This is a genomic window from Janthinobacterium sp. Bl 1, assembly GCF_058215535.1.
Map to the genome: position 1 here is coordinate 5,977,097 of NZ_CM177086.1, position 25,486 is coordinate 6,002,582.

Below are 25,486 nucleotides of genomic sequence, written 5' to 3' on the forward strand. Positions count from 1 at the left end.
AAATTCTTTACACAGACAGTACTGTATAAAAAAACAGTGATCAATGCAAGCGGAACGTGGATTTGTTTTGAAACAGATCAATACATCCGCGGATTTTCATAAAAATTCGCCACCTTGCGGAAAATGAAACACAATACAAGCTTCTACCGCCGCAAAGCATAGGAAGTGCACCATGCGTATTTTACTTGCCGAAGATGACAGCGTTCTGGCCGACGGCCTGACCCGCTCGCTGCGCCAGTCCGGTTATGCGATCGACTACGTCAAGACGGGCCAGGAGGCCGACACGGCCCTGTCCACCCAGGAATTCGACCTGCTGATCCTCGACCTGGGCCTGCCGAAAATGTCCGGCCTGGAAGTGCTGCGCCGCCTGCGCGCGCGCGCCTCGCTGCTGCCGGTGCTGATCCTGACGGCCGCCGATTCCATCGAACAACGCGTGAATGGCCTCGACCTCGGTGCCGATGATTATATGGCCAAGCCGTTCGCCTTGTCGGAACTGGAGGCAAGAGTGCGCGCCCTGACGCGCCGCGGCGCCGGCGGCGGCGCCACCATCATCAAGCACGGCCCCCTCAGCTACGACCAGGTGGGGCGCAGCGCCTACATCAACGACCAGATGCTCGACCTGTCGGCGCGCGAACTGGGCTTGCTGGAAATCTTGCTGGGCCGCACCGGCCGTCTCGTCTCGAAAGAGCAACTGGTCGACCACCTGTGCGAATGGGGCGAGGAAGTGTCGAACAACGCCATCGAAGTGTATGTGCACCGCCTGCGCAAGAAGATCGAAGTGGGTGGCGTGCGCATCGCCACCGTGCGCGGCCTCGGCTATTGCCTGGAAAAATACTCGGAAGCGGCGCGCCTGAACGCCGAAGCGGGCGAGTCGGCAAGCCCGGCCAGCGGACCCGCCAGCAAGTGAAGGCGCGCGAGGCGCCAGCGGACGAGCCGGACGACGACGACTGGTTCGAGCCGCCCACCACGGAGCAGGACGACACGATCGAGCATTCGCTGTTCGGCGAAATCCTCGACTGGATGCTGGCGCCCCTGCTGCTGCTGTGGCCGATGAGCATCGCCATCACCTATCTGGTGGCCAAGAGCATCGCCAATCAACCATTCGACCATGCGCTGGAAGACAGCGTGACGGTGCTCACGCAGCAGGTCAAGCAGGCCGATGGCGCCATGCTGCGCCGCGCGCCGGACAAGAACAGCAGCAATAATAACGGCCGCGACTTGCTGCGCGGCGACGATGTCGACACCCTGTATTACCTGGTGGTGGGCCCGCGCGGCGAATACCTGGCCGGCGACCGCGATTTGCCGCCGCCGCAGGACGCCGACAAATACCGCAGCGGCATGGTGCTGTTCCGCAACGACACCATCCACGGCACGCCCGTGCGCGTGGCGTTCAGCTATCTCGATATTCCTTCCAGCAACGACGATGAGCAAAGCCGCGCGCTGGTGCAAGTGGCCGAGACGCTGGAAAAACGCGCCCAGCTGGCCAATGAAATCATCAAGGGCGTGATTTTGCCGCAGTTCATCATCCTGCCCGTGATCCTGGCCCTCGTCTGGTTTGCCCTGGCGCGCGGCCTGTCGCCGCTGGCGCAATTGCAGGAGCGCATACGCGCCCGGCCGCCCGACGATTTGAGTCCAATCGAATCGGGCCAGGTGCCCGAGGAAATCACGCCGCTGGTCGGTTCGCTCAACGAGATGCTCTCGCGGCTGTCGCTGTCGATCGACATGCAGAAACGCTTCATCGCCGATGCCGCGCACCAGATGAAAACGCCGCTGGCCGGCATGCGCATGCAATCGGAGCTGGCCCTGCGCCAGACCGACCACGACGAGATCCACCGCTCGCTGCTGCAGCTGGCGAAAAGTTCGGAAGCGGCCACGCGCCTCGTCAACCAGTTGCTGGCCCTGGCGCGCGCTGAAAACCAGCCGCAGGCGGGCACGGCGTTCGAGCCGATCGAACTGAGCGAACTGGCGCGCGGCGTGGTGCAGGACTGGGTGCAAGCCTCGTTTGCCCAGCATATCGACCTGGGCTTCGAACAGCCCGCGTATTCGATCATGATTTCCGGCAATCCCATGATGCTGCGCGAGCTGCTGAGCAATCTGATCGACAACGCCCTGCGCTACACGCCGTCCGGTGGCAGCGTCACGGTGCGCGTGCGCAGCACCTTGGAACTGGCCATCCTGGAAGTGGAAGATACGGGGCCAGGCATTGCGCCGGCCGAGCGGGCGCACGTGTTCGAACGCTTTTACCGCATTCTCGGCAGCAATGTCGACGGTAGCGGCCTGGGCCTGGCCATCGTGCGCGAAATTGCCCAGCAGCACGGCGCCGAAGTCGATATTTTTAACAATCCGCGCGCGCAGTCGCCGAAGCTGCCGGGCACCCTGCTGCGCCTGAGCATCGCCCTGCTGTTGCCGGACGCGCCAGAAGAGGATGACGTCACGTATGGATAAGCCGAGCCCACCCGTTGCCCCGACGCGGCCGGCGCGCACGCCCAGCCCCGAGCTGCAGGCGCGCCGCGATATGCACTGGCGCAAGACGCGGCGCCTGACGGCCATCCTGCTGCTGGTGTGGCTGCTGACGGGCTTCCTGACCGTGTTCTATGCGCGCGAGCTGCTGCACCTGAACCTGTTCGGCTGGCCGCTGCCCTTCTATATGGCGGCCCAGGGCGCCTCGCTCGTGTACCTGGCCATCATCGCCTTCTATGCGTGGCGCATGCGGCGCCTCGACCGGGACTTCCATGCCGAGGAGCACGCATGAGCGGCCAGCGCAGCTTCTTTGCCCGGCTGAGCCGCTACTACCTGCTGTTTACGGCCGGTTTCGCCGCCTTCCTGCTGGCCCTGTCCGTGCTGGAACAGGAAGGCATGCCGCGCGCGTGGATCGGCTACCTGTTCATGCTCGTCACCATCACCCTGTACGCCACCATCGGCGTCATCAGCCGCACCTCGAACGTCACCGAATACTATGTGGCGGGGCGCCGGGTGCCAGCCATGTTCAACGGCATGGCCACGGCCGCCGACTGGATCTCGGCGGCCAGCTTCATCAGCCTGGCCGGCGGCCTGTACCTGAACGGCTTCGACGGCCTGGCCTTCATCATGGGCTGGACGGGCGGCTATTGCCTGGTGGCGCTATTGATCGCGCCCTACCTGCGCAAATTCAGCCAGTACACGATTCCCGATTTCCTCGCCGCCCGCTACGGCAGCGGCACCGACAAACGGGGCGCCAGCGTGCGCGTGGTGGCCGTGGCCGCCACCATCATCGTGTCGTTTACCTATGTGGTGGCGCAGATCTACGCCGTCGGCCTGATCGCCTCGCGCTTCACGGGCGTGGATTTTTCCGTCGGCATCTTTCTGGGCCTGGCCAGCATTCTCGTGTGCTCCTTTCTGGGCGGCATGCGCGCCATCACCTGGACACAGGTGGCGCAGTACATCATCATCCTCGTCGCCTTTCTGATTCCCGCCATGTGGCTGTCGGTCAAGCATGCGGACAATCCCGTGCCGCAGATCGCCTACGGCAAGGTGCTGACGCAACTGAGCGCGCGCGAACACGTGCTGGAAGCGGACCCGAAAGAAAACGAAGTGCGCGCCATCTTCCGCCAGCGCGCGCAAAGCTACCAGGCGCGCATTGACGGCTTGCCCGGTTCCTGGGAACAAGGCCGCCTGACGGCCCAGCGCCAGCTCGACAGTTTGCGCCAGCGCAATACCTCGCTGTTCGACATCCGCAACGCAGAGCGCTACCTGATCGCCTATCCGAAAAGTCCGGACGAAGCACGCGTGCTGTGGCAGGCAGCCCAGGCGCAGAACCAGAAACGCGCCGAGCCGATCATTCCGCACGCGCAGCCGTTTCCCGCTGCGGACCGCGAACAGTCCGACATCAAGCGCAACAATTTCCTGGCTCTCGTGTTTTGCATGATGCTGGGCACGGCCGCCCTGCCGCATATCCTCATGCGATCGTACACCACGCCCTCCGTGCACGAAACGCGCGTGTCCGTGTTCTGGACCCTGTTCTTCATCTTGTTGATCTATCTCACGATTCCCGCGCTGGCCGTGCTGGTCAAGTACGATATTTATTCGGCGCTCGTGGGCACGCAATACGCGAACCTGCCCACCTGGGTGTCGTACTGGGCCAACGTGGACAAGCTCAGTCCCCTGATCAGCATCGTCGACGTCAACCGCGACGGCATCGTGCAACTGGCGGAAATTTCCATCGATGCCGACGTGCTGGTGCTGGCCACGCCCGAGATCGCCGGCCTGCCCTACGTCATTTCCGGCCTGGTGGCGGCAGGCGGCCTGGCCGCCGCCCTGTCGACGGCCGATGGCTTGCTGCTGGCCATCTCCAACGCCCTGTCGCACGACGTCTATTACAAGGTGGTCGATCCCACGGCTTCGACGCAAAAGCGCGTGACGATTTCAAAATTGCTGCTGCTGGCCGTGGCCTTCATCGCCGCCTATGCGGCCTCGCAAAAGCCGGCGGACATTTTGTCGCTGGTGGGCGTGGCCTTTTCCCTGGCCGCCTCGACCCTGTTCCCGCCGCTGGTGCTGGGCGTCTTCTGGCAACGCGCCAACTACCAGGGCGCACTGGCCGGCATGCTGACGGGCTTTGGCGTATGCCTGTATTACATGCTGCACACGAGCACCATGCTGGGCGGCAATGCCAGCGGTCAATGGTTCCATATCGCGCCCATCTCGGCCGGTATCTTCGGCGTGCCGGCCGGCCTGGCCGCCGCCATCCTCGTCAGCTGGCTGACGCCGGCGCCGGGACGCCGCAGCACAGGGCTGGTCGAACATATCCGGGCGCCGGAGTGAGCGTCCATAGGTCAATTTTTTATTCCAGGTTACAACACACCATGCCCCAGGCTTTCTTGCGTCTGCTACATATCCTGGCCGCCTGCGCCAGCCTGTTTGCCCTTTCCGCACAAGCGCACACGGCCATCGCGCCGCCACCACTGTCGGCCTTCTTCGCCAACCCCGAATTCAGCGGCCCCCAGTTGTCGCCCGATGCGCGCCATCTGGCCGTGAAGGTGAGCGGCGCGAACAATCGCGAACGGCTGGCCATCGTCAACCTGCTCGATAACAGCATCAAGGTCGTGGCGCAATTCAGCGATGTCGACGTGGGCGACGTCGAATGGGTCAATAACGAACGCCTGATCCTGAACACGCGCGACCGCCAGACGGCGCCCGGCGACATGCGTTTCGGGCCGGGCCTGTTTGCCGTCAACCGCGACGGCGGCAACTTTCGCCAGCTGGCCGCCCGCAGCGCCATGCCCGATGCCTCCACCTCGATCTATAAACTGCTGCCCTGGCATACCTACCTGACGGGCCAGCGCGGTGCGCAGGATACCCAGGCCGTGTATGTGCGCAGCACCGTGTACGCCTCGACGGGCGAAGTCGACTACGAAGGCTTGCGGCAGCTCGATACGCTCACGGGCCGCAGCACGGCCGTCAAGCCGCCAGGCAAGGTGCGCCGCTGGCTGCTCGACCAGCATGGCGAACCGCGTCTGGCCGTGACCCGGGAGCGCAATATCGAAAGCGTGCAGTACCTTGATCCGGCCAGCGGCGCCTGGCGCACGCTGGCGCAGTTCGACGCCTACCTCGGCGGCCCCGACGCCTTCACCCCGCTCTCCTTCGGCCCGGACGGCACCCTGTATGTGAGCGCCCGCATGGGCAGCGATACGCTGTCCGTGCATGCCTACGACCTGGCCAGCAGCCGCATCGTGCCCACGCCCATCATCTCGCTCGACGGCTATGACTTCAGCGGCAGTCTGATCGTCGGGCAAGGCAAGCTGCTGGGCGTGCGCCACCTGAGCGATGCGCGCGCCACGCGCTGGTTCGACCCGGCCATGACGGCCACCCAGGCGCGCATCGACGCCCTGCTGCCATCGACCATCAACCTGGTTTCGCTGGCGGCCCGCCCCGCCACGCCCTTCATGCTGGTGACCTCGTATTCCGACCGGCAGCCGGGCAAATTCTCGCTGTTCAACAGCGATACGGGCAAGCTGAGCATCATCGGCGAAGCGCAGCCGCTCATCAAGCCGGCGCAGATGAGCGAGCAGCAGCTGGTGCGCTACAAGGCGCGCGATGGCCTGTCCATTCCCGCCTGGCTCACCGTGCCCGCCGCGACTTCCGGCAAGCAGCTGCCGCTGGTCGTGCTCGTGCATGGCGGCCCGTATGTGCGCGGCAGCTCCTGGCAATGGAATGCCGAAGTGCAATTTCTTGCCTCGCGTGGCTATGCCGTGCTGCAACCGGAATTTCGCGGCAGCACAGGCTTTGGCGCCAAGCATTTTCGCGCCGGCTGGAAACAATGGGGCTTGAAGATGCAGGACGATCTCGCCGATGGCGCGCGCTGGGCCATCGCCGAAGGAATCGCCGATCCGCGCCGCATCTGCATCGCCGGCGCCAGCTATGGCGGTTATGCCGCTTTGATGGGCCTGGTCAACGATCCCGACCTGTTCCGCTGCGCCATCGACTGGGTGGGCGTGACCGACATCAACCTGCTGTATAGCGGCCACTGGAGTTTCAAGTCCGACCTCGGCGATGACTGGAAACAGTACGGCATGCCCGAGCTGATTGGCGACCGGACGGCCAACGCGGCCCAGTTCCAGGCCACCTCCCCCATCGCCCAGGCGGCGCGCATCACCCAGCCCCTGCTGCTGGCATACGGCGCCGCCGACCAGCGGGTGCCGCTGTACCACGGCAAGCAGTTTTACGCGGCCGTCAAACAGCACAACCGCGATGTCGAATGGGTGGTCTACGACGAGGAAGGCCATGGCTGGACATTGCCGAAGAACCGCATCGACTTCTGGGGTCGGGTGGAGAAATTCCTCGACAGGACTATCGGAAAAGACAGCGTCCCGACAAAAAAGGAGTAGGCTGGAGGGCCGTTCCACTTACGAGGAAATCCCATGCCGTCTGGAAAAATTCTTGTTGCCCAGGGAGGCGGTCCCACCGCCGTCATCAACCAGTCGCTGGTGGGCGTGGTGCTCGAATCGCGGCGCTTTCAGCATGTCACGCGCGTGTATGGCGCGCTGCACGGCGTGCGCGGCATCGTCAATGAAGAATTCGTCGATCTGACGCAGGAAACCAGCCACAACCTGGAACTGGTAGCCGCCACGCCATCGTCGGCCCTCGGTTCCACGCGCGACAAGCCCGACATCGCCTACTGCCAGCAAATCTTCGAAGTGCTGCGCGCGCACGAGATCGAACATTTCTTTTATATCGGCGGCAACGACTCGTCCGACACGGTGCGCATCGTCAGCGAGGAAGCGCACAAGGCCGGCTATCCGCTGCGCTGCATCCACATCCCGAAAACCATCGACAACGACCTGGTGGGCAGCGACCATACACCGGGTTTCCCCTCGGCCGCGCGCTTCGTCGCGCAAGCGTTCGCCGGCGCCAACCTCGACAACGCGGCCTTGCCCGGCGTGTACGTGGGCGTGGTGATGGGCCGCCACGCGGGCTTCTTGACGGCCGCCTCGGCGCTGGGCAAGAAGTTCCCCGACGATGGCCCGCACCTGATCTACCTGCCCGAGCGCGTCTTCGTGCTGGAACAGTTTCTTGCCGACGTAAAGGCGACCTATGAAAAATATGGCCGCTGCGTGATCGCCGTCTCGGAAGGCATCCACGACGCCTCGGGCGAACCGATCGCCAGCCTGCTGGCGAAAGAAGTCGAACGCGATGCGCATGGCAATGTGCAATTGTCGGGCACGGGCGCGCTGGCCGACCTGCTGTGCGACGAAATCAAGGCGAAACTTGGCATCAAGCGCGTGCGCGGCGACACCTTCGGCTATCTTCAGCGTTCCTTCATCGGCTGCGTTTCCGACGTGGACCAGCGCGAAGCCCGCGAAGTGGGTGAAAAGGCGGTGCAATTCGCCATGTGGGGCGACCGCGACGGTTCCGTGGCCATCAAGCGCACGGGCTTTTATTCCGTCGATTACGAGCTGCTGCCGCTTACCGAGGTTGCGGGCAAGACGCGCACCATGGAAGACGAATTCATCAGCGCCAGCGGCACGGACGTGACCGATGCTTTCAGGCTGTATCTGCGCCCGCTGCTGGGCTCGGGCATGCCCGATGCCTTCCGCCTGCGCGCGGCGAAAGTGGCGAAGGTGCTCAAACCCTAGCTGTTTTCCGCCAGCAACAGCGGCCGTAGTTTCACGGCCGCCTCCTTGAGCTGCGGCACGTGCTGCATCAATTGCTCCACGGATTTGCGTGCCACGGGCGCGTGGCAGGCGACAGCCGCCACGATGCGCCCGTCGGCCGCGCAGATGGGCACGGCCACGGCCACCATGCCGTGCACGAATTCCTCGTCGTCGATGCCGATGCCCAGCCTGGCGATGCGCACGATCTCGCGCTCGAGCAACACGGGGTCGGTAATGCTTTTCGGCGTGCGCGCTTCCAAGGTCAGCATGGCCAGCAGCTCGCGCCGCTCCAGCAAACTCATGTGCGCAAGGAATAACTTTCCGCTGGCCGTGCAATGCATGGGCGCCCGGCTGCCCAGCACCAGATGCAGGCGCAGCGGTTCCTGCGTTTCCACGCGGTCCACGTAGACGATCGCATTGCCTTCGGGAATGGCCAGGTTGCACGTCTCGCCCGTGATGGCCACCAGGCTGCCCAGGATGCTGCGACTGACGCGGATCAGGGCATTGTTGCGCAGGGTCGCCAGCGCCAGGTTGGTCGAGGCGGCACCGGGCACATAGCCGCGTCCCACGGGCGTGCGCAGCACATAGCCATGCTGCTCCAGGGTATCGAGCAAGCGCATCATGCTGGCCTTGGGCACTTGCATGCGCGCGGCCAGCTGCGACAGGGTCAGGGGCTGGCTGGCGCTGGCCAGATGCTCGATCAAACGCAGCACGCGCAATCCCCGCGCCTCGTCGCCATGGCTCGCCGTCGTGCCGGTCTCCACTTGACCACCCTCTTCGGCCTCGCCCGGCCGTTTTTGAAACGCATCATGCATGTTCTGTTTCACCTCTCGCGTATGCGGCTGTTTCCGCTTGTCCCGGTGCCGCACGTCTTTTATAAATGGAACCAGACGTTCCAAAAATAACCAATAAAGACCAGTGTATCGCAAAAAACGCCCGCCGAGGCGGTGCGATACCGCAACGCAGGAGACAAGAACAATGTTGCAAATACACTACGATTACATCGTTGTCGGCGCCGGTTCCGCCGGCTGCGTGCTGGCCAACCGCCTGTCGCACGACAGCAACAATCAGGTATTGCTGCTGGAAGCGGGCGGCAAGGACAACAATCCTTGGATACACGTGCCGGTCGGCTATTTCAAGACCATGCACGATCCCAAGCTCGACTGGTGCTACCGCACGGAAGCGGACGCCGGCATCGCCGGGCGCCAGTTGCAATGGCCACGCGGCAAGGTACTGGGAGGCTCCAGCTCGCTCAACGGCTTGCTGTACGTGCGGGGCCAGAAGGAAGACTACGACCGCTGGGCCGAACTCGGCAATGCAGGCTGGAGCTATGCCGAGGTGCTGCCCTATTTTAAAAAATCGGAGGACCAGGAACGCGGCGCCAGCGATTACCATGGCGTGGGCGGTCCGTTAAAGGTGTCGGACCTGCGGCTGCGCCGCCCCATCGCCGAGCATTTTATTGCGGGCGCCACGGAAAGCGGCATCCCCTTCAATGCCGATTACAACGGCGCCACGCAGGAAGGTGTCGGCTATTTCCAGCAGACAGCCAGCAAGGGCTTGCGCTGGAGCACGGCGAAAGCCTTTTTGCGCCCCGCCCGCAAGCGCGCCAACCTGCGCGTGGAAGTGCGCGCACAAATCACGCGCGTGCTGTTCGAGGGCAAGCGCGCCGTCGGCATCGAATATCAGCAGGATGGCCAGCTGCGCCAGGCGCGCGCCAGCGGCGAAGTGATACTCTGCGCGGGCGCCATCGGCTCGCCGCAAATCCTGCAATGCTCGGGCGTGGGACCGCGCGCCCTGCTCGATGAAGTGGGCGTGCCGCTCGTGCACGACTTGCCCGGCGTGGGACAGAATCTGCAAGACCATCTGCAAATCCGCCTCGTCTTCAAGACGCGGCTGAAAACCCTGAACGATGAAGTCAACAGCCTGTGGGGCAAGCTGTGGGTGGGCATGCAATATGTGTTTTCCCGCTCGGGGCCATTGACCCTGGCGGCCAGCCAGGTGACAGTGTTTACCAAGTCGTCGCCCGACGTGGAACGGCCCGACATCCAGTTCCACATGCAGCCGCTGAGCGCCGACAAGCCGGGCGAAGGCGCGCATCCGTTTTCCGCGTTCACGTCGTCCGTGTGCCAGTTGCGCCCGCACAGCCGCGGCCACGTGTCGATCAAGTCCGCCGATCCACTCGCTTATCCTGGCATCTACCCGAACTACCTGTCCGACCCGCGCGACCAGCAGACGGCGGTTGCCGCCCTGCGCGTGGCCCGAAAAATCGCCGCCGCCCCGTCGCTGGCGCCGCACATCATTTCCGAGTTCGTGCCCGGCCCGCAGTTCCAGAGCGATGAGGAACTGCTGGACGCGGCGCGGCGCTTCAGCCAGTCGATCTACCACCCGAGCGGCACCTGCAAGATGGGGCATGACGCCATGGCCGTCGTCGACGAGCGTCTGCGCGTGCACGGCATGCAGAACCTGCGCGTGGTCGACGCGTCGATCATGCCGGAAATCGTCTCGGGCAATACGAACGCGCCCACCATCATGATCGCCGAAAAAGCGGCCGACATGATACTGGCGGACGCCGTGCGCCTGCCCAAGGCGGCTTGACTCTACCCCATTCCGTTCCCAAAGGAGGATGCCAGCGGCGGGCAGAGCGGCCCGCCCCTCAATGACTTGGCAATCAGCCAGGCATCAGAAAAAACACATAATCGATATCGATAGGAGACTAGATATTATGGATAACAATACGAGCAATCCGAAAAAGGCCAAAGAGCTACGGAAAGTCGTGATGGCCAGCGTGATCGGCGCCACCATCGAATGGTATGACTTCTTTTTATACGGCGTCGTGGCCGGCATCGTGTTCAGCAAGCTGTATTTCCCGGGCGGCGATCCGCTCGTCTCGACCATGCTGGCCTACGGCACCTTCGCCGTGGGCTTTCTGTCGCGCCCCATCGGCGGCGTGATCTTCGGCCACTTCGGCGACAAGATCGGCCGCAAGAGCATGCTGGTGATGACCCTGATGATCATGGGCATATCCACCTTCCTGATCGGCGTGCTGCCGACCTACGACCATATCGGCTACTGGGCCCCTGGCCTGCTGCTGTTCCTGCGCGTGCTGCAAGGTATCGGCCTCGGTGGCGAATGGGGCGGCGCCGTGCTGATGGCGTATGAATATGCGCCGCCAAAGGAGCGCGGCTTCTATGCCAGCCTGCCGCAGATCGGCCTGGCCATCGGCCTGTGCCTCGCTTCGGGCGTGGTGGCGATCCTGTCGTACACGCTGACGGATACGCAATTCCTGTCCTGGGGCTGGCGCGTCGCCTTCATCCTGTCGGCGGCCCTCGTCTTCATCGGCATGTGGATACGTTTGAACGTGATGGAAACGCCCGAGTTCCAGGCCGTCAAGGAAAAGAACGCGGAGACGCAGATTCCATTCTTCGACCTGCTGAAACGCTATCCGGGCAATGTCTTGAAGGGCATGGGTGCGCGCTATATCGACGGCGTATTCTTCAATATCTTCGGCGTGTTTTCCATCACTTACCTGACCAACACCATCAAGATCGACCGCACGGAAGCGCTGATGGGCGTGATGGCGTCGGCCGTCGTGATGTGCTTCTGCATTCCGTTCTTCGGCAGGCTGTCGGACCGCATCGGCCGCAGCAAGGTGTTTTTCTGGGGTTCATTGATCACGGGCCTCTCGTCGATTCCCGCCTTCTGGATCATGCTCAACCATGCCGACAATCCGCTGCTGCTGTGGTGTTCCGTGATCATCCCGCTGGGCGTGCTGTATTCGGCCGTGTACGGCCCGGAAGCGGCCCTGTTCTGCGACCTGTTCGACGCCAAGGTGCGCTACACGGGCATCTCCTTCGTCTACCAGTTCTCGGGCATCTTCGCCAGCGGCCTGACACCCATCATCGCCACCTACCTGCTCAAGACGGGCAATGGCGAGCCGTGGCACATCGTCGGCTACATCCTGTTCGCCTCGCTCGTCTCGGCCGTCAGCGTGGCCATGATCGGGAAAGGAGGCTCGCAGCCGGATGTCCACATGAAGACGGCGCACGCAAGGTAAGACATCGGGACGTAAAAAAGGCAGGCCTCTCGCGAGTGCCTGCCTTTTCCATTCAAGCTACAACTTAGATGACGATAGTCTGATGCTCGTCGCCCACGCGAGCGCGGATCGTGCCGATGCGCGACACGGTTTCGCCGGCCGCTTGCAGCTGGGCGATGGCGGCGTCCGCGTTCTCTTGCGAGACGATGACGGTCATGCCGATGCCGCAGTTGAAGACGCGGTGCATTTCGGCGTCAGCCACGCCGCCGTGCTGTTGCAGCCACGTGAACAGCGGCGGCATGGTCCATGCCTTCGAATCCAGCTCGGCCACCAGGCCAGGCTGCAGCACGCGCGGGATGTTTTCCACCAGGCCGCCACCGGTGATGTGCACCATGCCCTTGACTTCCATGGCATCCATCAGCGCCAGCAGCGGCTTGACGTAGATGCGCGTCGGCTGCATCAGCACGTCGGCCAGTTTACGGCCGTGGAAGTCGCCTTCCAGGTCAGGTTTCGCCACTTCGATGATCTTGCGCACCAGCGAGTAACCGTTCGAGTGCACGCCCGACGAGGCCAGGCCCAGCACCACGTCGCCCGGGGCGATCTTGGTGCCGTCGATGATTTTCGATTTTTCCACGGCGCCGACGGCAAAACCTGCCAGGTCGTATTCGCCGGCCGGGTACATGCTCGGCATTTCCGCCGTTTCGCCGCCGATCAGCGCGCAACCGGCTTGTTCGCAACCTTGGGCGATGCCCTTGATGACGTCGGTGGCAATGGCCACGTCCAGCTTGCCGCAAGCGAAGTAGTCGAGGAAGAACAGCGGCTCGGCGCCTTGCACCAGGATGTCGTTGACGCTCATGGCGACCAGGTCAATGCCGACCGTGTCATGGCGGTTCAGTTCGAACGCCAGGCGCAATTTGGTGCCGACGCCGTCGGTACCCGAGACCAGCACCGGTTCCTTGTACTTCTTGCTGATTTCAAACATGGCGCCAAAACCGCCCAGGCCGCCCATCACGCCTTCGCGCAGGGTGCGCTTGGCAAACGGCTTGATTGCTTCGACTAAAGCGTCGCCTGCGTCGATATCGACGCCAGCGTCACGGTAGGAAAGGGAAACATTAGAAGTCTGGTTCATGGTGTGGTGGCAGCGGAGGCGGTAAAATAGAAGGCGGATACCCGCCGGCACGCGCGCGCAAGCATGTTTTTCAACATCGTGCGGCAGGGCGCCAGCGGGTGAATTCGGTCGATCAAGTCGCTATTTTATCAAATAGCCCCGCTATTTCGTAATTAACTGCCTTTTTTTAACGCAACAGTACAAACTACATGCCATTCGCCATCACCGCCGAACAGAAGCAAACAGCATTTTGGATCGCGGTCTGGCTGGCATTTTTGCTGCTGCTGGTCAGCCTCGGCCCCATCCTGACGCCCTTCCTGGCCGCCGCCATCCTCGCCTACGTGCTCAATCCCGGCGTCGACCGCTTGCAGCGCCTCCATTACAAGCGCTTTTATGTGCCCCGTCCGCTGGCCGTGCTGGTCGTCGTAGTGTTGTTTTTCCTCGCCATTACGGCGCTCGTGCTGATCGTCGTGCCCGTGTTGCAAAAGGAAATCCCGCTGCTGCAGGCGCAAATCCCGCAATTCCTCAGCAAGGCGAACGAATTCCTGGCGCCAAAACTGCGCGACCTCGGTATCCGCGTGCGCCTGGACGGCACGGGCATCAAGCGCATGCTGAGCCAGCAGATGGCCACCAGCGGCGATGAAATCTGGAGCACCGTGCTCGCCTCGGCCCGCATCGGCGGCACAGCCGTGCTGGGCTGGCTGGCCACCGTGGTGTTGATTCCCGTGGTGCTGTTTTATTTGTTGCTGGACTGGCATCCGATGCTCGCGCGCATCGCCGGCGCCGTGCCGCGCCGCTGGGTCGGCCGCACGGTGGGCATGGCACAGGAAGTCGACACCCTGCTGGCGCAATACCTGCGCGGCCAGTTGCTCGTCATGCTGGTGCTGGCCACGTATTACTCGGTGGCACTGGCCATCGCCGGTTTTGAAGTGGCATTGCCTGTAGGCATCATCACGGGCTTGCTGGTGTTCATCCCCTACCTGGGCTTCGGACTGGGCCTGATGCTGGCGCTGATCGCCGCCCTGCTGCAGTTTGCCGACTGGAGCGGCGTCATCGCCGTGGCCGTCATCTACGGCTGCGGCCAGGTCATCGAAGGCTTTTTCCTCACGCCGCGCCTGGTGGGCGAGCGCATCGGTTTAAATCCGCTGGCCGTGATCTTTGCCTTGCTGGCTTTCGGACAATTGTTCGGTTTCGTCGGCGTTTTGCTTGCTTTACCCGCTTCTGCCGTCCTGATGGTCGCTTTTAAGCATCTAAGACGCCACTACCTCTCCAGCAGCTTCTATAATACCTAGTAAAAGCGGATATCATATCAACCTAGCAATACCACGATGCACATGCAGTAATGAAAAACAGGACAAGGCGTACGCCATGAAACAACTGGTGCTCGATTTAGGCACAGACCAGGCGCACAGCCTCGATACCTTCGAGGTGGGACAGAATGCCGAAGTGGCGCAGCTGATGCGCCAGTTCGCCGCGCGCACTTCGCGCGAACATTTTGCCTACCTGTGGGGCGAACTGGCCGCCGGCAAGAGCCACCTGCTCAAGGCCCTGGCCAGCACCGAGCGCGCGCGCTACATTTCGCCATTCTCGATCGAGTCCGAATTCGTATATTCGCCTGACGTCGACCTGTACCTGCTCGACGACTGCGAAAAACTGTCGCCGCTGGCGCAGATCGATGCCTTTGCCCTGTTCAATGAAATCCGCGCCAACAAGGCATTCATGGTCTGCAGCGGCGCCGTGCCGCCCGCCGTGCTGCCCGTACGCGAAGACTTGCGCACGCGCATGGGCTGGGGCCTGATCTACCAGATCCACGGCTTGACCGACGAAGAAAAAATCGCCGCCCTGACCCAGGCGGCCACCACCCGCGGCTTGACCTTGTCGCCCGGCGTGTTACCCTATCTGCTGTCCCATTTCCGGCGCGACATGCGTTCGCTGTCGACGATGCTGGACTCTCTCGACCTCTACTCCCTTGAAACCCAACGCCCGATCACCTTGCCATTGTTGCGCGAGTTGCTGCAGGCGGAAGCGAAAGAATGATGAATCTGGCCCTGTTTGACCTCGACCACACCCTGCTGCCCATCGACTCGGATCACGAGTGGGGCGAATTCCTGGTACGCATCGGTGCCGTGGACGCCGCCGAATTCACCCGCCGCAACGACGAATTTTTCGCGCAATACCAGGCCGGCACGCTCGATCCGGTGGAATACCTGGAATTCTCGCTCGGCACGCTGGCGCAATTCCCGCGCGAGCGCCTGGAAGCGCTGCACCGGCAATTCATGGCGGAAGTGGTCATGCCGGTCATCCGTCCGGAAGTCGTGGCCCTGCTGAAACAGCACCAGGACGCGGGCGACCTGCTGGCCATCGTCACGGCCACCAACCATTTCATCACCAAACCCATCGCCGATGCGCTGGGCGTCGAGCATCTGCTGGCCGCCATGCCCGAATATGACGACGCAGGCAACGTCACGGGCAAACTGGTCGGCACGCCGACCCTGGGCGCGGGCAAGCTGACCCACACCCACGCCTGGCTGGAAAAGATGGGCAAGGAACTGGGGCAGTTCGAGCGCAGCTATTTTTACAGCGATTCGCACAACGACATTCCCCTGCTGTCGGTCGTGACCCACCCGGTCGCGACCAACCCCAACACCGCTTTGAGCGCACACGCATCCCTCCACGGCTGGCCATCACTTCACTTATTCAATGATTAAAAAATTCATCCGCAAGATCCTCGGCGTTAAAAAAGAGGCAGCGCGCGACACCACGGCACCCATCGTGCTCGGTCCTGCGCAACACGGAATCGACCCGAAACTGGTGTCGTCGAATGCCATCCGCGTCACCAGCAGCCTGCAGGAAGCGGGCTTCGAGGCCTTCGTCGTCGGCGGCGCCGTGCGCGACCTGCTGCTGGGCGTGAAACCGAAAGACTTCGACATCGCCACCAACGCCACGCCGGAACAGGTCAAGCGTTTGTTCCGCCGCGCCTTCATCATCGGCAAGCGCTTCCAGATCGTGCACGTGATGTTTGGCCAGGATTTGCTGGAAGTGACGACCTTCCGCGGCGCCGGTGCCGACTCCGCGCCCAAGGATGAACATGGCCGCGTCCTGCGCGACAACACCTTCGGCTTGCAGCACGAAGACGCGCTGCGCCGCGACTTCACGATCAACGCCATGTATTACAACCCGGCCACGCAGGAAGTACTCGACTACCACGGCGGCGTGGAAGACATCCGCGCCAAGACCTTGCGCATGATCGGCAAGCCGGAAGAACGCTACCGCGAAGATCCCGTGCGCATGCTGCGCGTCGTGCGCTTCGCCGCCAAGCTGAAATTCACCATCGAGCCGCATACGGCCGCTCCGATTCCCGTCATGGCGCCGCTGATCAACAACGTGCCCGCGCCGCGCGTGTTCGACGAAATGCTCAAACTCCTGATGAGCGGCCACGCGCTGGCTTGCCTGCAGCAGCTGCGCAAGGAAGGCTTGCATCACGGCCTGCTGCCGCTGCTCGACGTGGTGCTGGAACAGCCGCTGGGCGCGAAATTCGTCACGCTGGCGCTGGACGCCACGGACCAGCGCATCGCCGCCGGCAAGACCGTCTCGCCAGGCTTCTTGTTTGCCTCGCTGCTGTGGCACCAGGTACTGGAAAAATGGACGGCCTACCGCGCCGCAGGCGAATCGACGATTCCCGCGCTGCACCTGGCGGCCGACGACGTGCTCGACTCGCAAACGGAAAAACTGGCCTTGCAGCGCAAGATCGGTTCCGACATGCGCGACATCTGGTCGATGCAGCCGCGCTTCGAGCGCCGCGTCGGCAAGGCGCCGTACAAACTGCTTGAGCACCTGCGCTTCCGCGCCGGCTACGACTTCCTGCTGCTGCGCTGCGCCTCGGGCGAGATCGACATGGACATCGGCGAATGGTGGACAGCCTTTTATGAAGGCGACGAGGAAACGCGCGAAGCGCTGCTTGTCAGCGCCAATGCCGCACCGGGGGCCGTCAAGAAGAAGCGCCCGCCACGCCGCAGCACGCGCAGCAAGACCAGCACGGGCGGAGGTTCGACCACCGGCAGCACCAGCGGCAAATAATGACGGTCACCGCCTACATCGGCATCGGAGCCAACCTGGGCGACGCACGCGCCAACGTGCAGGATGCGATCGCGCGCCTGGCGCGCCTGCCCGGCGCATCGCTGGTCGACGCCTCGGCCAGCTACCGCACGGCGCCCATCGATTCGAGCGGTGACGACTACATCAACGCCGTGGCGCGCATCACAACCACCTTGCCGGCTGAAGAACTGCTGCTGGCGCTGCACGCCATCGAGGCGGCGCACGGGCGCGAGCGGCCTTACCGCAATGCCCCGCGCACGCTGGACCTGGACTTGCTGCTGTACGGCGATGAACAGATCGCCAGCGCCACCCTGACGGTGCCGCATCCGCGCCTCACCGAGCGCGCCTTCGTGCTGGTGCCGCTGCTGGCCCTGACGCCCGCCATCGTCGTGCCCGGACGCGGGCCGGCGCAAGCCTTCCTGGCAAGCGTCGCCGACCAGGCCATCAGCCAGCTCTGAGCCACGGCGCCGGACATACACTACAATGCCGCCCCTGCAGCACGCCGCATAAAGTACTACACTAGCGGCGTCGCAATCGCATCACCCCCTTTCACTCTAGAGAATACCTATGTCCGCTTATTTGCAAGGAACAGATCTGGCAGCCAAAGACAAGGCCGCCACACCGGCGCCGGCGCCAGCCAAGCCTGTCGCCAACAAGGCCGTGACCATCCACACGCTGGTCACGCTGCGCGCCGCCGGCGAAAAGATCACCATGCTGACCTGCTATGACGCCAGCTTCGCGTCCCTGATGGACCGCTGCGGCGTGGAGATCCTGCTGATCGGCGATTCGCTCGGCATGGTCTGCAATGGCCACAATTCCACCCTGCCCGTCACCGTGGCCGAACTGGCCTACCACACGGCGTCCGTCGCGCGCGGCAGCAAGTCGGCCATGATCATGGCCGACTTGCCGTTCGGCGCGTACGGCACGCCTGAAACAGCCTATGCGAACGCCGTCATCCTGATGCAGGCTGGCGCGCACATGATCAAGATCGAAGGCGGCGCCTGGCTGGCCGAAACGGTCCGTTTCCTCACCGAGCGCGGCATCCCCATCTGCGCCCACATCGGCCTGACACCGCAATCCGTGCACCAGCTGGGCGGCTATAAAGTACAGGGCAAGAGCACGGAAAGCGCGGCCGAACTGAAGAACGATGCGCTGGCGCTGCAAAACGCGGGCGCCGCCATCGTACTGATGGAAGCGATGCCGACGCAGCTGGGCAAGGAAGTGACGGACATGCTGACGATACCGACGATCGGCATCGGCGCAGGCCCCGACTGCTCGGGCCAGGTGCTCGTCATGCACGACATGCTGGGCGTCTTCCCAGGCCGCAAAGCGCGCTTCGTGCGCAACTTCATGGAAGGCGCCGCCAGCATCGACGACGCCGTCACCGGCTATGTGAAAGCCGTCAAGGATGGCAGCTTCCCGGCGCTGGAACACTGCTTCTGATCCAAGTAACCCCCATAAATTATTGTGATTTCTGACTTCCATAACCGGCACTCTGCGACGTTGCCCACCGCTCGCAGTGCTCGCACTGCGTCGCGGCGGACGCCTTGCATAGCATCCGGCTATGTTCGTCATAATTTCACAATAATTTCCTGAGGATTACTTAGCCTATTGAGGCGATATCGCCCCGGTACTTGCCGGGGCGATTTTTTTTTCGCGCAGCGTTTCTGTCCGTACAAACGCCACCTCCAGTCCAAAGAACTGTCCTATGCGGTTCAGCGTCTGGATGGTTGGATTGCCCTTGCCGCTCTCGATTTCCTTGATGACCTTTGTGCTCACGCCCCGGTGCGTCGCAAACTCTGCCTGCGTCATGCGCGAGATGGCGCGCATTTCCTTGACGGCGTGCTGTAGCGTGATGGCTCCTGCTTCAATGGCTTCGTAAAGCACCGCCCTGCGCTGCCGCAGCTCCTCCTTGTCAACGGTCTTTTTGGTACGCGCCATGTCAGTGCTCCCCCAATGTCTTGAGCTGTTCGAGCTGCCCGGCTATATGTGGCCGAAGGAAAGCAATGATGTCATCATCCACGCCTGCCTCCTGCATATGCTGTTCCAGCGCAGTCAGTTGCTGGGCAAATCCGTATAGCGCGAGGCGAACCTGCTCGCGCTCGACGTCCGTCATGCCGATCGTAGCCAGTATCGTCGTCCAGTCATGCAGCTCGTTTTGGGTATCCGGGTGATACCAGCGCGCCGCGCGTGGTATGCCATCCGGGTCCAGATACATCGGTGCAAAATCGAACAGCGGCGTGAGGCGCACCTCGGCACCCACTTGTTGTACCGCCGTATTGCGTGCGTGATTATCGGTATTGCGCATGGCTAGGTTCAAGATATCGCGTTTGAGAAATTCAATGGTTTCCGCAGTCTTGTCACTGACGACGGCGCGCAGCGCCTGCAATAATACAAACTGGCTGGGCGTGGCTTCAAAGCCAACGATACCTGCCAGCGAAGCGGCGCTTTCCTGATGCAGTCGCAGCACTTTTCCATCGCGGATGCGGCGGTCAAAACGGGGAATGAACAAGGTATCGTCCTGGTAGCGCAGTTGGCCTTCGGTGCGCAAGCCCACCGCGCGCGCCACAGTCATGTATGCGGCTTCATTTCTCAATACCTTGGCGTCGCTGGCGGTCTTTCCGCGCGGACGCTTGACGATGAAATGTGCAGCCGCATACTTGTCCGCCAGAGCGCCATCGGCATGCCAGAGACCAGCATGGTCCGTGGTCAGCAAATATTTCGGCGCCGCTCCTTGTACCCCCAGACTGCCAGCGGCCAACATGCTATGCATCAGCATGCGCTCATTGAAGGCATCGCCGCGACCTATAATCTCCTCCAGTGAAAAGCCGGTCTGCGGCTTGCCCTTGTCGTGGCGATTCATATGGTGTGCGTAGTACTGCACGGCCTCGGCGATGCGCACGCGCCCGACTGGATTGAATGCACCGGCACACGCAAGCGGAAAATCGGCAGCCGGACCATCGGCCAGTTGAAGCTGCCCAAGCAGATATGTCCGGCCGCTTCCCTGGGGAATCAGGTCAAAGATAAAAGCTGGCCATTGCGCCAGCTTCTGCATTTCTGCCGTGACGGGGAACCGCAGCGAGACAGGTCCACTCTCAAGCTTGAAGAAGGCATAATCGAGGTCATACTCGAACAGGGTACCGGTGCGTGGATTGCCGCCTGCAGGATCAAGCAAAGTCAGCGATGCGCAATCGTGCCATGCATCATCATGAAAAATTTGAAAATGGCAGTGCATGACGGCTCCAATTGGATCTTATAGTAACTAATTGTGTTCAGTTTATCCTTAAATTAGCACTTATACGATCCAATTTCTAAAAAAATACATCGCCATGAAAACTTTAATGGATCCTAAAAGAACTATTTTAATCCATTAATACCATAAATTAGTCCTTTTAAGTTCTATTTTAAAAATTATCCCACCTGTATCCACGTCGTCTTCAATTCCGTGTACTTGTCCAGCGCGTGCAATGACTTGTCGCGCCCGTTGCCCGACTGTTTATAACCGCCAAATGGCACGGTGATGTCATCGCCATCGTACTGGTTGACGTGCACGGTGCCCGCACGCAGGGCGCGCGCCGTCTGGATGGCCTTGGTGATGTCGGACGTCCACACGGCCGCCTGCAAGCCGTACGGCGTGGCATTGGCCTGCTTCACCGCTTCGGCGATATCCGTAAAGCCCAGCACGGACAGGACAGGGCCGAAGATTTCTTCGCGCGCGATCGTCATGCTCGTATCCACGCCGAAGATGGTCGGCTGCACATAGTAGCCGCCCGTCTCCGCGCGCACGGCCTCGCCGCCGCCCAGCAGCTGCGCACCCTCCTGCTTGCCGGAAGCGATGTAGCCCATGACAGTCTTCATCTGCGTGGAGTCAACGATCGCGCCCATGACGGTGGCTTCGTCGAGCGGGTCACCGGGCTGGAAGCGGGGCAGCATGGCCTGCGCCTTGGCGATAAATTCTTCCCTGATCGATTCTTCCACGAACAGGCGCGAGGGCGCGTTGCAGCTTTCGCCCTGGTTGAAGAAAATGGAATCGACGGCAGCCGCCACGGCCTTGTCCAGGTCCGGGCAATCGGCGCACACGATGTTGGCGGACTTGCCGCCCAGTTCCGTCCACGCCCGTTTCAGGTTCGACTGGCCCGCCATCTGCACGATCAATTTCCCCGTGCGCGTGGAACCCGTAAAGCCTATGCAATCGACGTCCATGTGCAGCGCCAGCGCGGCGCCGGCCTCGTTGCCGTAACCTGGCAGCACGTGGAAGACGCCCGCCGGCACGCCCGCTTCCAGCGCGATGTCGGCCAGGCGCAGCGCCGTCAGCGGCGATTTTTCGGACGGTTTCAATATCACGCTGTTGCCGGCCGCGAGGGCGGGAGCGATCTTCCAGGCGGCCATGATCATCGGATAGTTCCACGGCACGATGGCGGCGACGACGCCCACCGGTTCGCGCGTGATCAAGGCCAGGCTGTTGGCGGGGGTCGGTGCGATTTCATCGTAGACTTTATCGATCGCCTCGCCATACCAGCGCAGGCAGTTGGCCGTGGCGCCCACGTCCACGCTCTGGCTGTATTTGATCGGTTTGCCCATGTCCAGGGTTTCCAGCAGGGCCAGCTCGGGACCGTATTTCTGCACCAGGTCGGCGAACTTGATCAACACGCGCTTGCGCTGCGCGGGCGATTTTCCTGCCCAGCGGCGGTCGTCAAAGGCGGCGCGGGCGGCCTGCACGGCCGCATCCACATCCGCACCATCGCAGCGGGCCACCTGCCCCAGCAAGCGCCCGTCGATGGGCGACAGATTGTCGAAAGTCTGGCCGGATGTGGCCCAAACGCGCTCGCCGTTGATGAAGGCGCGGCCATCGATCGTGAGCGCTGCGGCCCGCGCATGCCAGCTGGTGTTTTCCGTCATGGTCGTCTCCTGCAAGGTGAAAACGCCAGCTTACTCCTAAGTAGGGCGTAATAAATTATTGTTATTTCTGACTTCCATACCCGGCGCTCTGCGGCGTTGCCCGCTGCTAGCAGTGCTCGCACTGCGTCGCAGCGGGCGCCTTGCAGAGCATCCGGTTCTGTTCGTCATAACTTCACAATAATTTCCCACGACCTACTTAGTCTTCCAAATACGCCGCGGACAGTTGCTTGCGCCGTCTGCGGTCGGCGCGCGCCAGCATCACGGCGTACGCGATCACGGCGAGCGTCACGACGAGGATCGTCAGCGCAGCGATGGCGTTCACGCGCGGATCAAGCCCCAGGCGCGCGCGCGAGAAGATCACCAGCGGCATCGTCGTCGAACCGGGGCCGGACAGGAAAGCCGAGAGCACCACGTCGTCGAGCGACAGGGTAAACGTCAGCAGCCAGGCGGACGCCAGTGCCTGCGTGATGTTCGGCAGGGTCACGAGGAAGAACACCTGGTGCGCGCGGCAGCCCAGGTCCATGGCCGCTTCGGCCAGCGATTTACTCATCTCCTGCAGGCGCGATTGCACCACCACGGCCGCATACGCCATGCCCAGCAAGGTGTGGCCCAGCCAGATGGTCAGCACGCCCCGCTCGGGAAAACCGAAGACCTTTTGCATGGACACGAGCATCAGCAGCAGGGACAGACCGATGATCACTTCCGGCATCACCAGTGGCGCGCTGACCATGGACGAGAACAAGGTACGGCCACGGAAGCGCTGGTAGCTGGTCAAGGCGAAGGCGGCAAACGTGCCGAGGATGACGGACGACGTAGCCGACATGAAAGCGATCTTCAGGGACAAACCGAAGCCCGAAATGATTTCCGTATCACTCATCAACTCGCTGTACCAGCGCAGCGAAAAGCCGCTCCACACCATGTCCTGGCGCGAGCTGTTGAAGGAAAAGACGATCAGCACGATGATGGGCAGGTAGAGGAACAGGTAGCCGAGCGAGAGCCAGCCGCGGCCGAACCAGCGCTGCAGGAAAGTACGTCCGTTCATGTGCGCTCCTCCGCGTCCTGCTCCGTCTTGTATTTGTTAAAAATGGCCATCGGCACGAGGATCAGCAAGACCACCAGCACCGTCACGGACGACGCCATGGCCCAGTCGTTATTGGTGAAATATTCATCCCACAGCACGCGGCCGATCATCAGGGTTTCCGGGCCGCCCAGCAGCTCGGGAATCACGTATTCGCCCACGGACGGAATGAAGACCAGCATGGCGCCGGCGATGATGCCCGACTTCGACAGGGGCACGGTGATGCGCCAGAACGCCTGCAAGGGCGTGGCGCCCAGGTCGGCCGCCGCTTCCAGGTAGCGCATGTCCATTTTCACCAGGTTCGCATACAGGGGCAAAATCATGAAGGGCAGATAGGCGTACACCATGCCGACGACCAGCGAAAACGAGGTGTTCATCATGTGCAGCGGTTCTTGAACGACACCGAGCGCGATCAAGAGATCGTTGAGCAAGCCGTGGTTGGCCAGGATGCCCTTCCACGCATACACGCGCAGCAGAAACGAGGTCCAGAACGGCAGCATCACCAGCATCATCAGCACGGGGCGGATCGACGGTTTGGCGCGCGCCATGAAGTAGGCGAACGGGTAGCCGATGAAGAGGCAAATGGCCGTGGTAATCGCCGCGTACTTGATGGAACTGAGGTAGGTAAGCAGATACAGTTCATCGGCGGCGATGAACAGGTAGTTGGCGATTTTGACCTTCAGCACGACGATGCCGTCGGCGTACGACAGCAAGCCGCCGAACGGGCTGCCCGCCGTGTCCATGTCGGACAGGCTGATACGCAGCACGATCAGGAAGGGCACGAGGAAGGCGGCCGCCAGGAACAGCGACGGCACGGCGATGACGGCGTTGCGCCCGGTGGCCCAACGCAGGGTGACCAGGCTACGCAGCGATTGCAGGAGGGACGTCATGGTGGCCTCAGCTGGTCAGCACGACGATGTCGGCGCCATCCCACCACACCCACACGCGCTGTTCACGCTCGAGGCGCACGGCGTCGTGGCGGGCCGCGTTGGTGCGCGACACTTTCACCACGGTGCCGCTGTCGAGCCGCACATGGTAGCTGGTTTCATTGCCAAAATACGCCATGGCGACGATCACGCCCTGGGCGCAGTTGTAGCCGTGTTCCTTTGGTGACGCGCGCTCTTCCAAGGCGGGTGGCGCGATCTGGATACCGATTTTTTCGGGGCGCACGGCCACCGAAACATCCATGCCCAGATTGCCCGTGATGCCGTGCGAAACATAATGCTCGCCATCGAGCGTAGCGATGACCACGTGATCGGGTTCGTCCTGCGTGATGCGGCCGTCGAACAGGTTGACGCTGCCGATGAAATCGGCCACGAAACGGCAATTCGGCGTCTCGTAGATTTCGCCAGGCGCGCCCACCTGCAAGATGCGCCCTTCGCTCATGACGGCGATGCGCGTGGCCATGCTCATGGCCTCGTCCTGGTCGTGCGTGACCATCACGCAGGTGACGCCCACTTGCTCGATGATGTTGACCAGCTCCATCTGCGTGCGTTCGCGCAGTTTCTTGTCCAGCGCGCCCAGCGGCTCGTCGAGCAGCAGCAATTGCGGCCGCTTGGCCAGGCTGCGTGCCAGCGCCACGCGCTGCTGCTGCCCGCCCGACAGCTGGTGCGGCTTGCGCTTCGCGTATTGGCCCAGCTGCACCAGCGCCAGCATCTGTTCGACGCGCGCCGCCACTTCCGCTTTCGGCAAACCGTCGCGGCGCAGGCCGAAGGCGATGTTGTCCCACACGGACAAATGCGGGAACAGCGCGTACGACTGGAACATCATGTTGATGGGACGCTGGTGCGGCGGCACATCGACGATGCTGTTGCCCGCCAGGGCGATGCGCCCCGACGTCGGCGTCTCGAAACCGGCCAGCATGCGCAGCAGGGTCGACTTGCCGCAACCTGAACTGCCCAGCAAGGCGAAAATCTCGCCCTTGTTGATCGTCACGGAAATATCATTGACGGCGCGCACGCCATCGAATTCCTTGACCAGTTGATCAATCAGCAAGAAAGGCGCTGGGGCGTCGCTGGCCGACGCGGCTGGTGTTGCTATCGTCATGTGTGAGTAGCTTCTGGGTAAGTGGCTGTCAAAATGAAAAACTGGCCGCTACAAAGAGCGGCCAGGATGGAAGTTTAGCGGAACTGCCGCTATCGCGGTCT

Annotated in this window: 22 protein-coding genes; 14 read left to right on the top strand and 8 right to left on the bottom strand. The window is 62.4% G+C overall.

Features of this window, described 5'->3' with window-relative positions:
* Positions 1–172 precede the first annotated feature (172 nt).
* The 6 genes from AC4BCN_RS26985 to AC4BCN_RS27010 are packed head-to-tail and all read left to right on the top strand — an operon-like array spanning position 173 to position 8,108.
* On the top strand, positions 173–907 hold the full coding sequence (locus AC4BCN_RS26985) for a response regulator (protein WP_034746066.1): 735 nt from the start codon (positions 173–175) through the stop codon (positions 905–907).
* Complete coding sequence (locus AC4BCN_RS26990; protein ID WP_223278869.1) at positions 904–2,445, top strand: sensor histidine kinase; 1,542 nt, start codon at positions 904–906, stop codon at positions 2,443–2,445. Before AC4BCN_RS26985 ends, AC4BCN_RS26990 begins: the two co-directional genes overlap by 4 nt.
* On the top strand, positions 2,438–2,752 hold the full coding sequence (locus tag AC4BCN_RS26995) for a DUF4212 domain-containing protein (RefSeq protein WP_485881751.1): 315 nt from the start codon (positions 2,438–2,440) through the stop codon (positions 2,750–2,752). The genes AC4BCN_RS26990 and AC4BCN_RS26995 overlap by 8 nt, the downstream gene beginning before the upstream one ends.
* Positions 2,749–4,797 carry a sodium:solute symporter family protein gene (locus AC4BCN_RS27000; RefSeq protein WP_490492179.1) on the top strand — a complete coding sequence of 683 codons (2,049 nt, stop codon included), beginning with the start codon at positions 2,749–2,751 and terminating at the stop codon, positions 4,795–4,797. The genes AC4BCN_RS26995 and AC4BCN_RS27000 overlap by 4 nt, the downstream gene beginning before the upstream one ends.
* Before the next feature lie 41 nt (positions 4,798–4,838).
* The gene (locus AC4BCN_RS27005) at positions 4,839–6,860 is read left to right on the top strand and encodes an alpha/beta hydrolase family protein (RefSeq protein WP_338679902.1); all 2,022 of its coding nucleotides are present in this window, start codon (positions 4,839–4,841) and stop codon (positions 6,858–6,860) included.
* Between the two features lie 33 nt (positions 6,861–6,893).
* A complete protein-coding gene (locus AC4BCN_RS27010) occupies positions 6,894–8,108 on the top strand; it encodes a 6-phosphofructokinase (RefSeq protein ID WP_070301051.1) in 1,215 nt (404 codons plus the stop codon).
* Here the strand turns inward: AC4BCN_RS27010 and AC4BCN_RS27015 are convergent.
* Positions 8,105–8,941, bottom strand: a complete 837-nt coding sequence (locus AC4BCN_RS27015; RefSeq protein ID WP_083292463.1) for an IclR family transcriptional regulator — start codon at positions 8,939–8,941, stop codon at positions 8,105–8,107. The two genes, AC4BCN_RS27010 and AC4BCN_RS27015, sit on opposite strands and share 4 nt — an antisense overlap.
* 163 nt (positions 8,942–9,104) lie before the next feature.
* Here AC4BCN_RS27015 and AC4BCN_RS27020 point away from each other — a divergent pair, with 163 nt between their 5' ends.
* Positions 9,105–10,721, top strand: a complete 1,617-nt coding sequence (locus tag AC4BCN_RS27020) for a GMC family oxidoreductase (protein ID WP_319990565.1) — start codon at positions 9,105–9,107, stop codon at positions 10,719–10,721.
* 127 nt (positions 10,722–10,848) lie between these two features.
* Positions 10,849–12,180 (top strand): MFS transporter, encoded by a 1,332-nt coding sequence (locus tag AC4BCN_RS27025; RefSeq protein ID WP_338679903.1) that lies wholly within the window; start codon positions 10,849–10,851, stop codon positions 12,178–12,180.
* A 64-nt stretch (positions 12,181–12,244) separates the two neighbouring features.
* Here AC4BCN_RS27025 and purM read toward each other — a convergent pair whose 3' ends face one another.
* A complete protein-coding gene (purM, locus tag AC4BCN_RS27030) occupies positions 12,245–13,288 on the bottom strand; it encodes a phosphoribosylformylglycinamidine cyclo-ligase (RefSeq protein WP_034788683.1) in 1,044 nt (347 codons plus the stop codon).
* Between the two features lie 188 nt (positions 13,289–13,476).
* On the opposite strand from purM, the gene AC4BCN_RS27035 reads away from it, so the two are divergent.
* The 6 genes from AC4BCN_RS27035 (at position 13,477) to panB (ending at position 18,805) form a co-directional block, all read left to right on the top strand.
* The gene (locus AC4BCN_RS27035; protein ID WP_034746048.1) at positions 13,477–14,559 is read left to right on the top strand and encodes an AI-2E family transporter; all 1,083 of its coding nucleotides are present in this window, start codon (positions 13,477–13,479) and stop codon (positions 14,557–14,559) included.
* A 76-nt stretch (positions 14,560–14,635) separates the two neighbouring features.
* Positions 14,636–15,304 carry a DnaA regulatory inactivator Hda gene (gene hda / locus AC4BCN_RS27040; protein ID WP_046684405.1) on the top strand — a complete coding sequence of 223 codons (669 nt, stop codon included), beginning with the start codon at positions 14,636–14,638 and terminating at the stop codon, positions 15,302–15,304.
* Positions 15,304–15,975, top strand: a complete 672-nt coding sequence (locus AC4BCN_RS27045) for a histidinol-phosphatase (protein WP_034747702.1) — start codon at positions 15,304–15,306, stop codon at positions 15,973–15,975. The genes hda and AC4BCN_RS27045 overlap by 1 nt, the downstream gene beginning before the upstream one ends.
* A complete protein-coding gene (pcnB, locus tag AC4BCN_RS27050; RefSeq protein ID WP_338679905.1) occupies positions 15,968–17,344 on the top strand; it encodes a polynucleotide adenylyltransferase PcnB in 1,377 nt (458 codons plus the stop codon). Before AC4BCN_RS27045 ends, pcnB begins: the two co-directional genes overlap by 8 nt.
* Complete coding sequence (folK, locus tag AC4BCN_RS27055; RefSeq protein WP_319990562.1) at positions 17,344–17,820, top strand: 2-amino-4-hydroxy-6-hydroxymethyldihydropteridine diphosphokinase; 477 nt, start codon at positions 17,344–17,346, stop codon at positions 17,818–17,820. Before pcnB ends, folK begins: the two co-directional genes overlap by 1 nt.
* Before the next feature lie 109 nt (positions 17,821–17,929).
* Positions 17,930–18,805, top strand: a complete 876-nt coding sequence (gene panB, locus AC4BCN_RS27060) for a 3-methyl-2-oxobutanoate hydroxymethyltransferase (RefSeq protein WP_338679906.1) — start codon at positions 17,930–17,932, stop codon at positions 18,803–18,805.
* A gap of 165 nt (positions 18,806–18,970) precedes the next feature.
* Here the strand turns inward: panB and AC4BCN_RS27065 are convergent, their stop codons facing one another.
* The 6 genes from AC4BCN_RS27065 to AC4BCN_RS27090 all read right to left on the bottom strand — a co-directional run bounded on the left by AC4BCN_RS27065 (position 18,971) and on the right by AC4BCN_RS27090 (position 25,385).
* The gene (locus AC4BCN_RS27065; protein ID WP_070301047.1) at positions 18,971–19,303 is read right to left on the bottom strand and encodes a helix-turn-helix transcriptional regulator; all 333 of its coding nucleotides are present in this window, start codon (positions 19,301–19,303) and stop codon (positions 18,971–18,973) included.
* A gap of 1 nt (position 19,304) precedes the next feature.
* Positions 19,305–20,597 (bottom strand): type II toxin-antitoxin system HipA family toxin, encoded by a 1,293-nt coding sequence (locus AC4BCN_RS27070; protein ID WP_338679908.1) that lies wholly within the window; start codon positions 20,595–20,597, stop codon positions 19,305–19,307.
* Between the two features lie 176 nt (positions 20,598–20,773).
* Positions 20,774–22,261, bottom strand: coding sequence for an aldehyde dehydrogenase (locus tag AC4BCN_RS27075; RefSeq protein ID WP_338679909.1), 1,488 nt, complete (start codon positions 22,259–22,261; stop codon positions 20,774–20,776).
* A 196-nt stretch (positions 22,262–22,457) separates the two neighbouring features.
* Positions 22,458–23,303: an ABC transporter permease gene (locus AC4BCN_RS27080; RefSeq protein ID WP_034746027.1), complete on the bottom strand. Its 846-nt coding sequence runs from the start codon at positions 23,301–23,303 to the stop codon at positions 22,458–22,460.
* Entirely contained in the window at positions 23,300–24,229 is a 930-nt protein-coding gene (locus tag AC4BCN_RS27085; RefSeq protein WP_490492180.1) for an ABC transporter permease subunit, read from the bottom strand. The genes AC4BCN_RS27080 and AC4BCN_RS27085 overlap by 4 nt, the downstream gene beginning before the upstream one ends.
* A gap of 7 nt (positions 24,230–24,236) precedes the next feature.
* Positions 24,237–25,385: an ABC transporter ATP-binding protein gene (locus AC4BCN_RS27090; RefSeq protein WP_490492181.1), complete on the bottom strand. Its 1,149-nt coding sequence runs from the start codon at positions 25,383–25,385 to the stop codon at positions 24,237–24,239.
* Between the last annotated feature and the right edge of the window lie 101 nt (positions 25,386–25,486).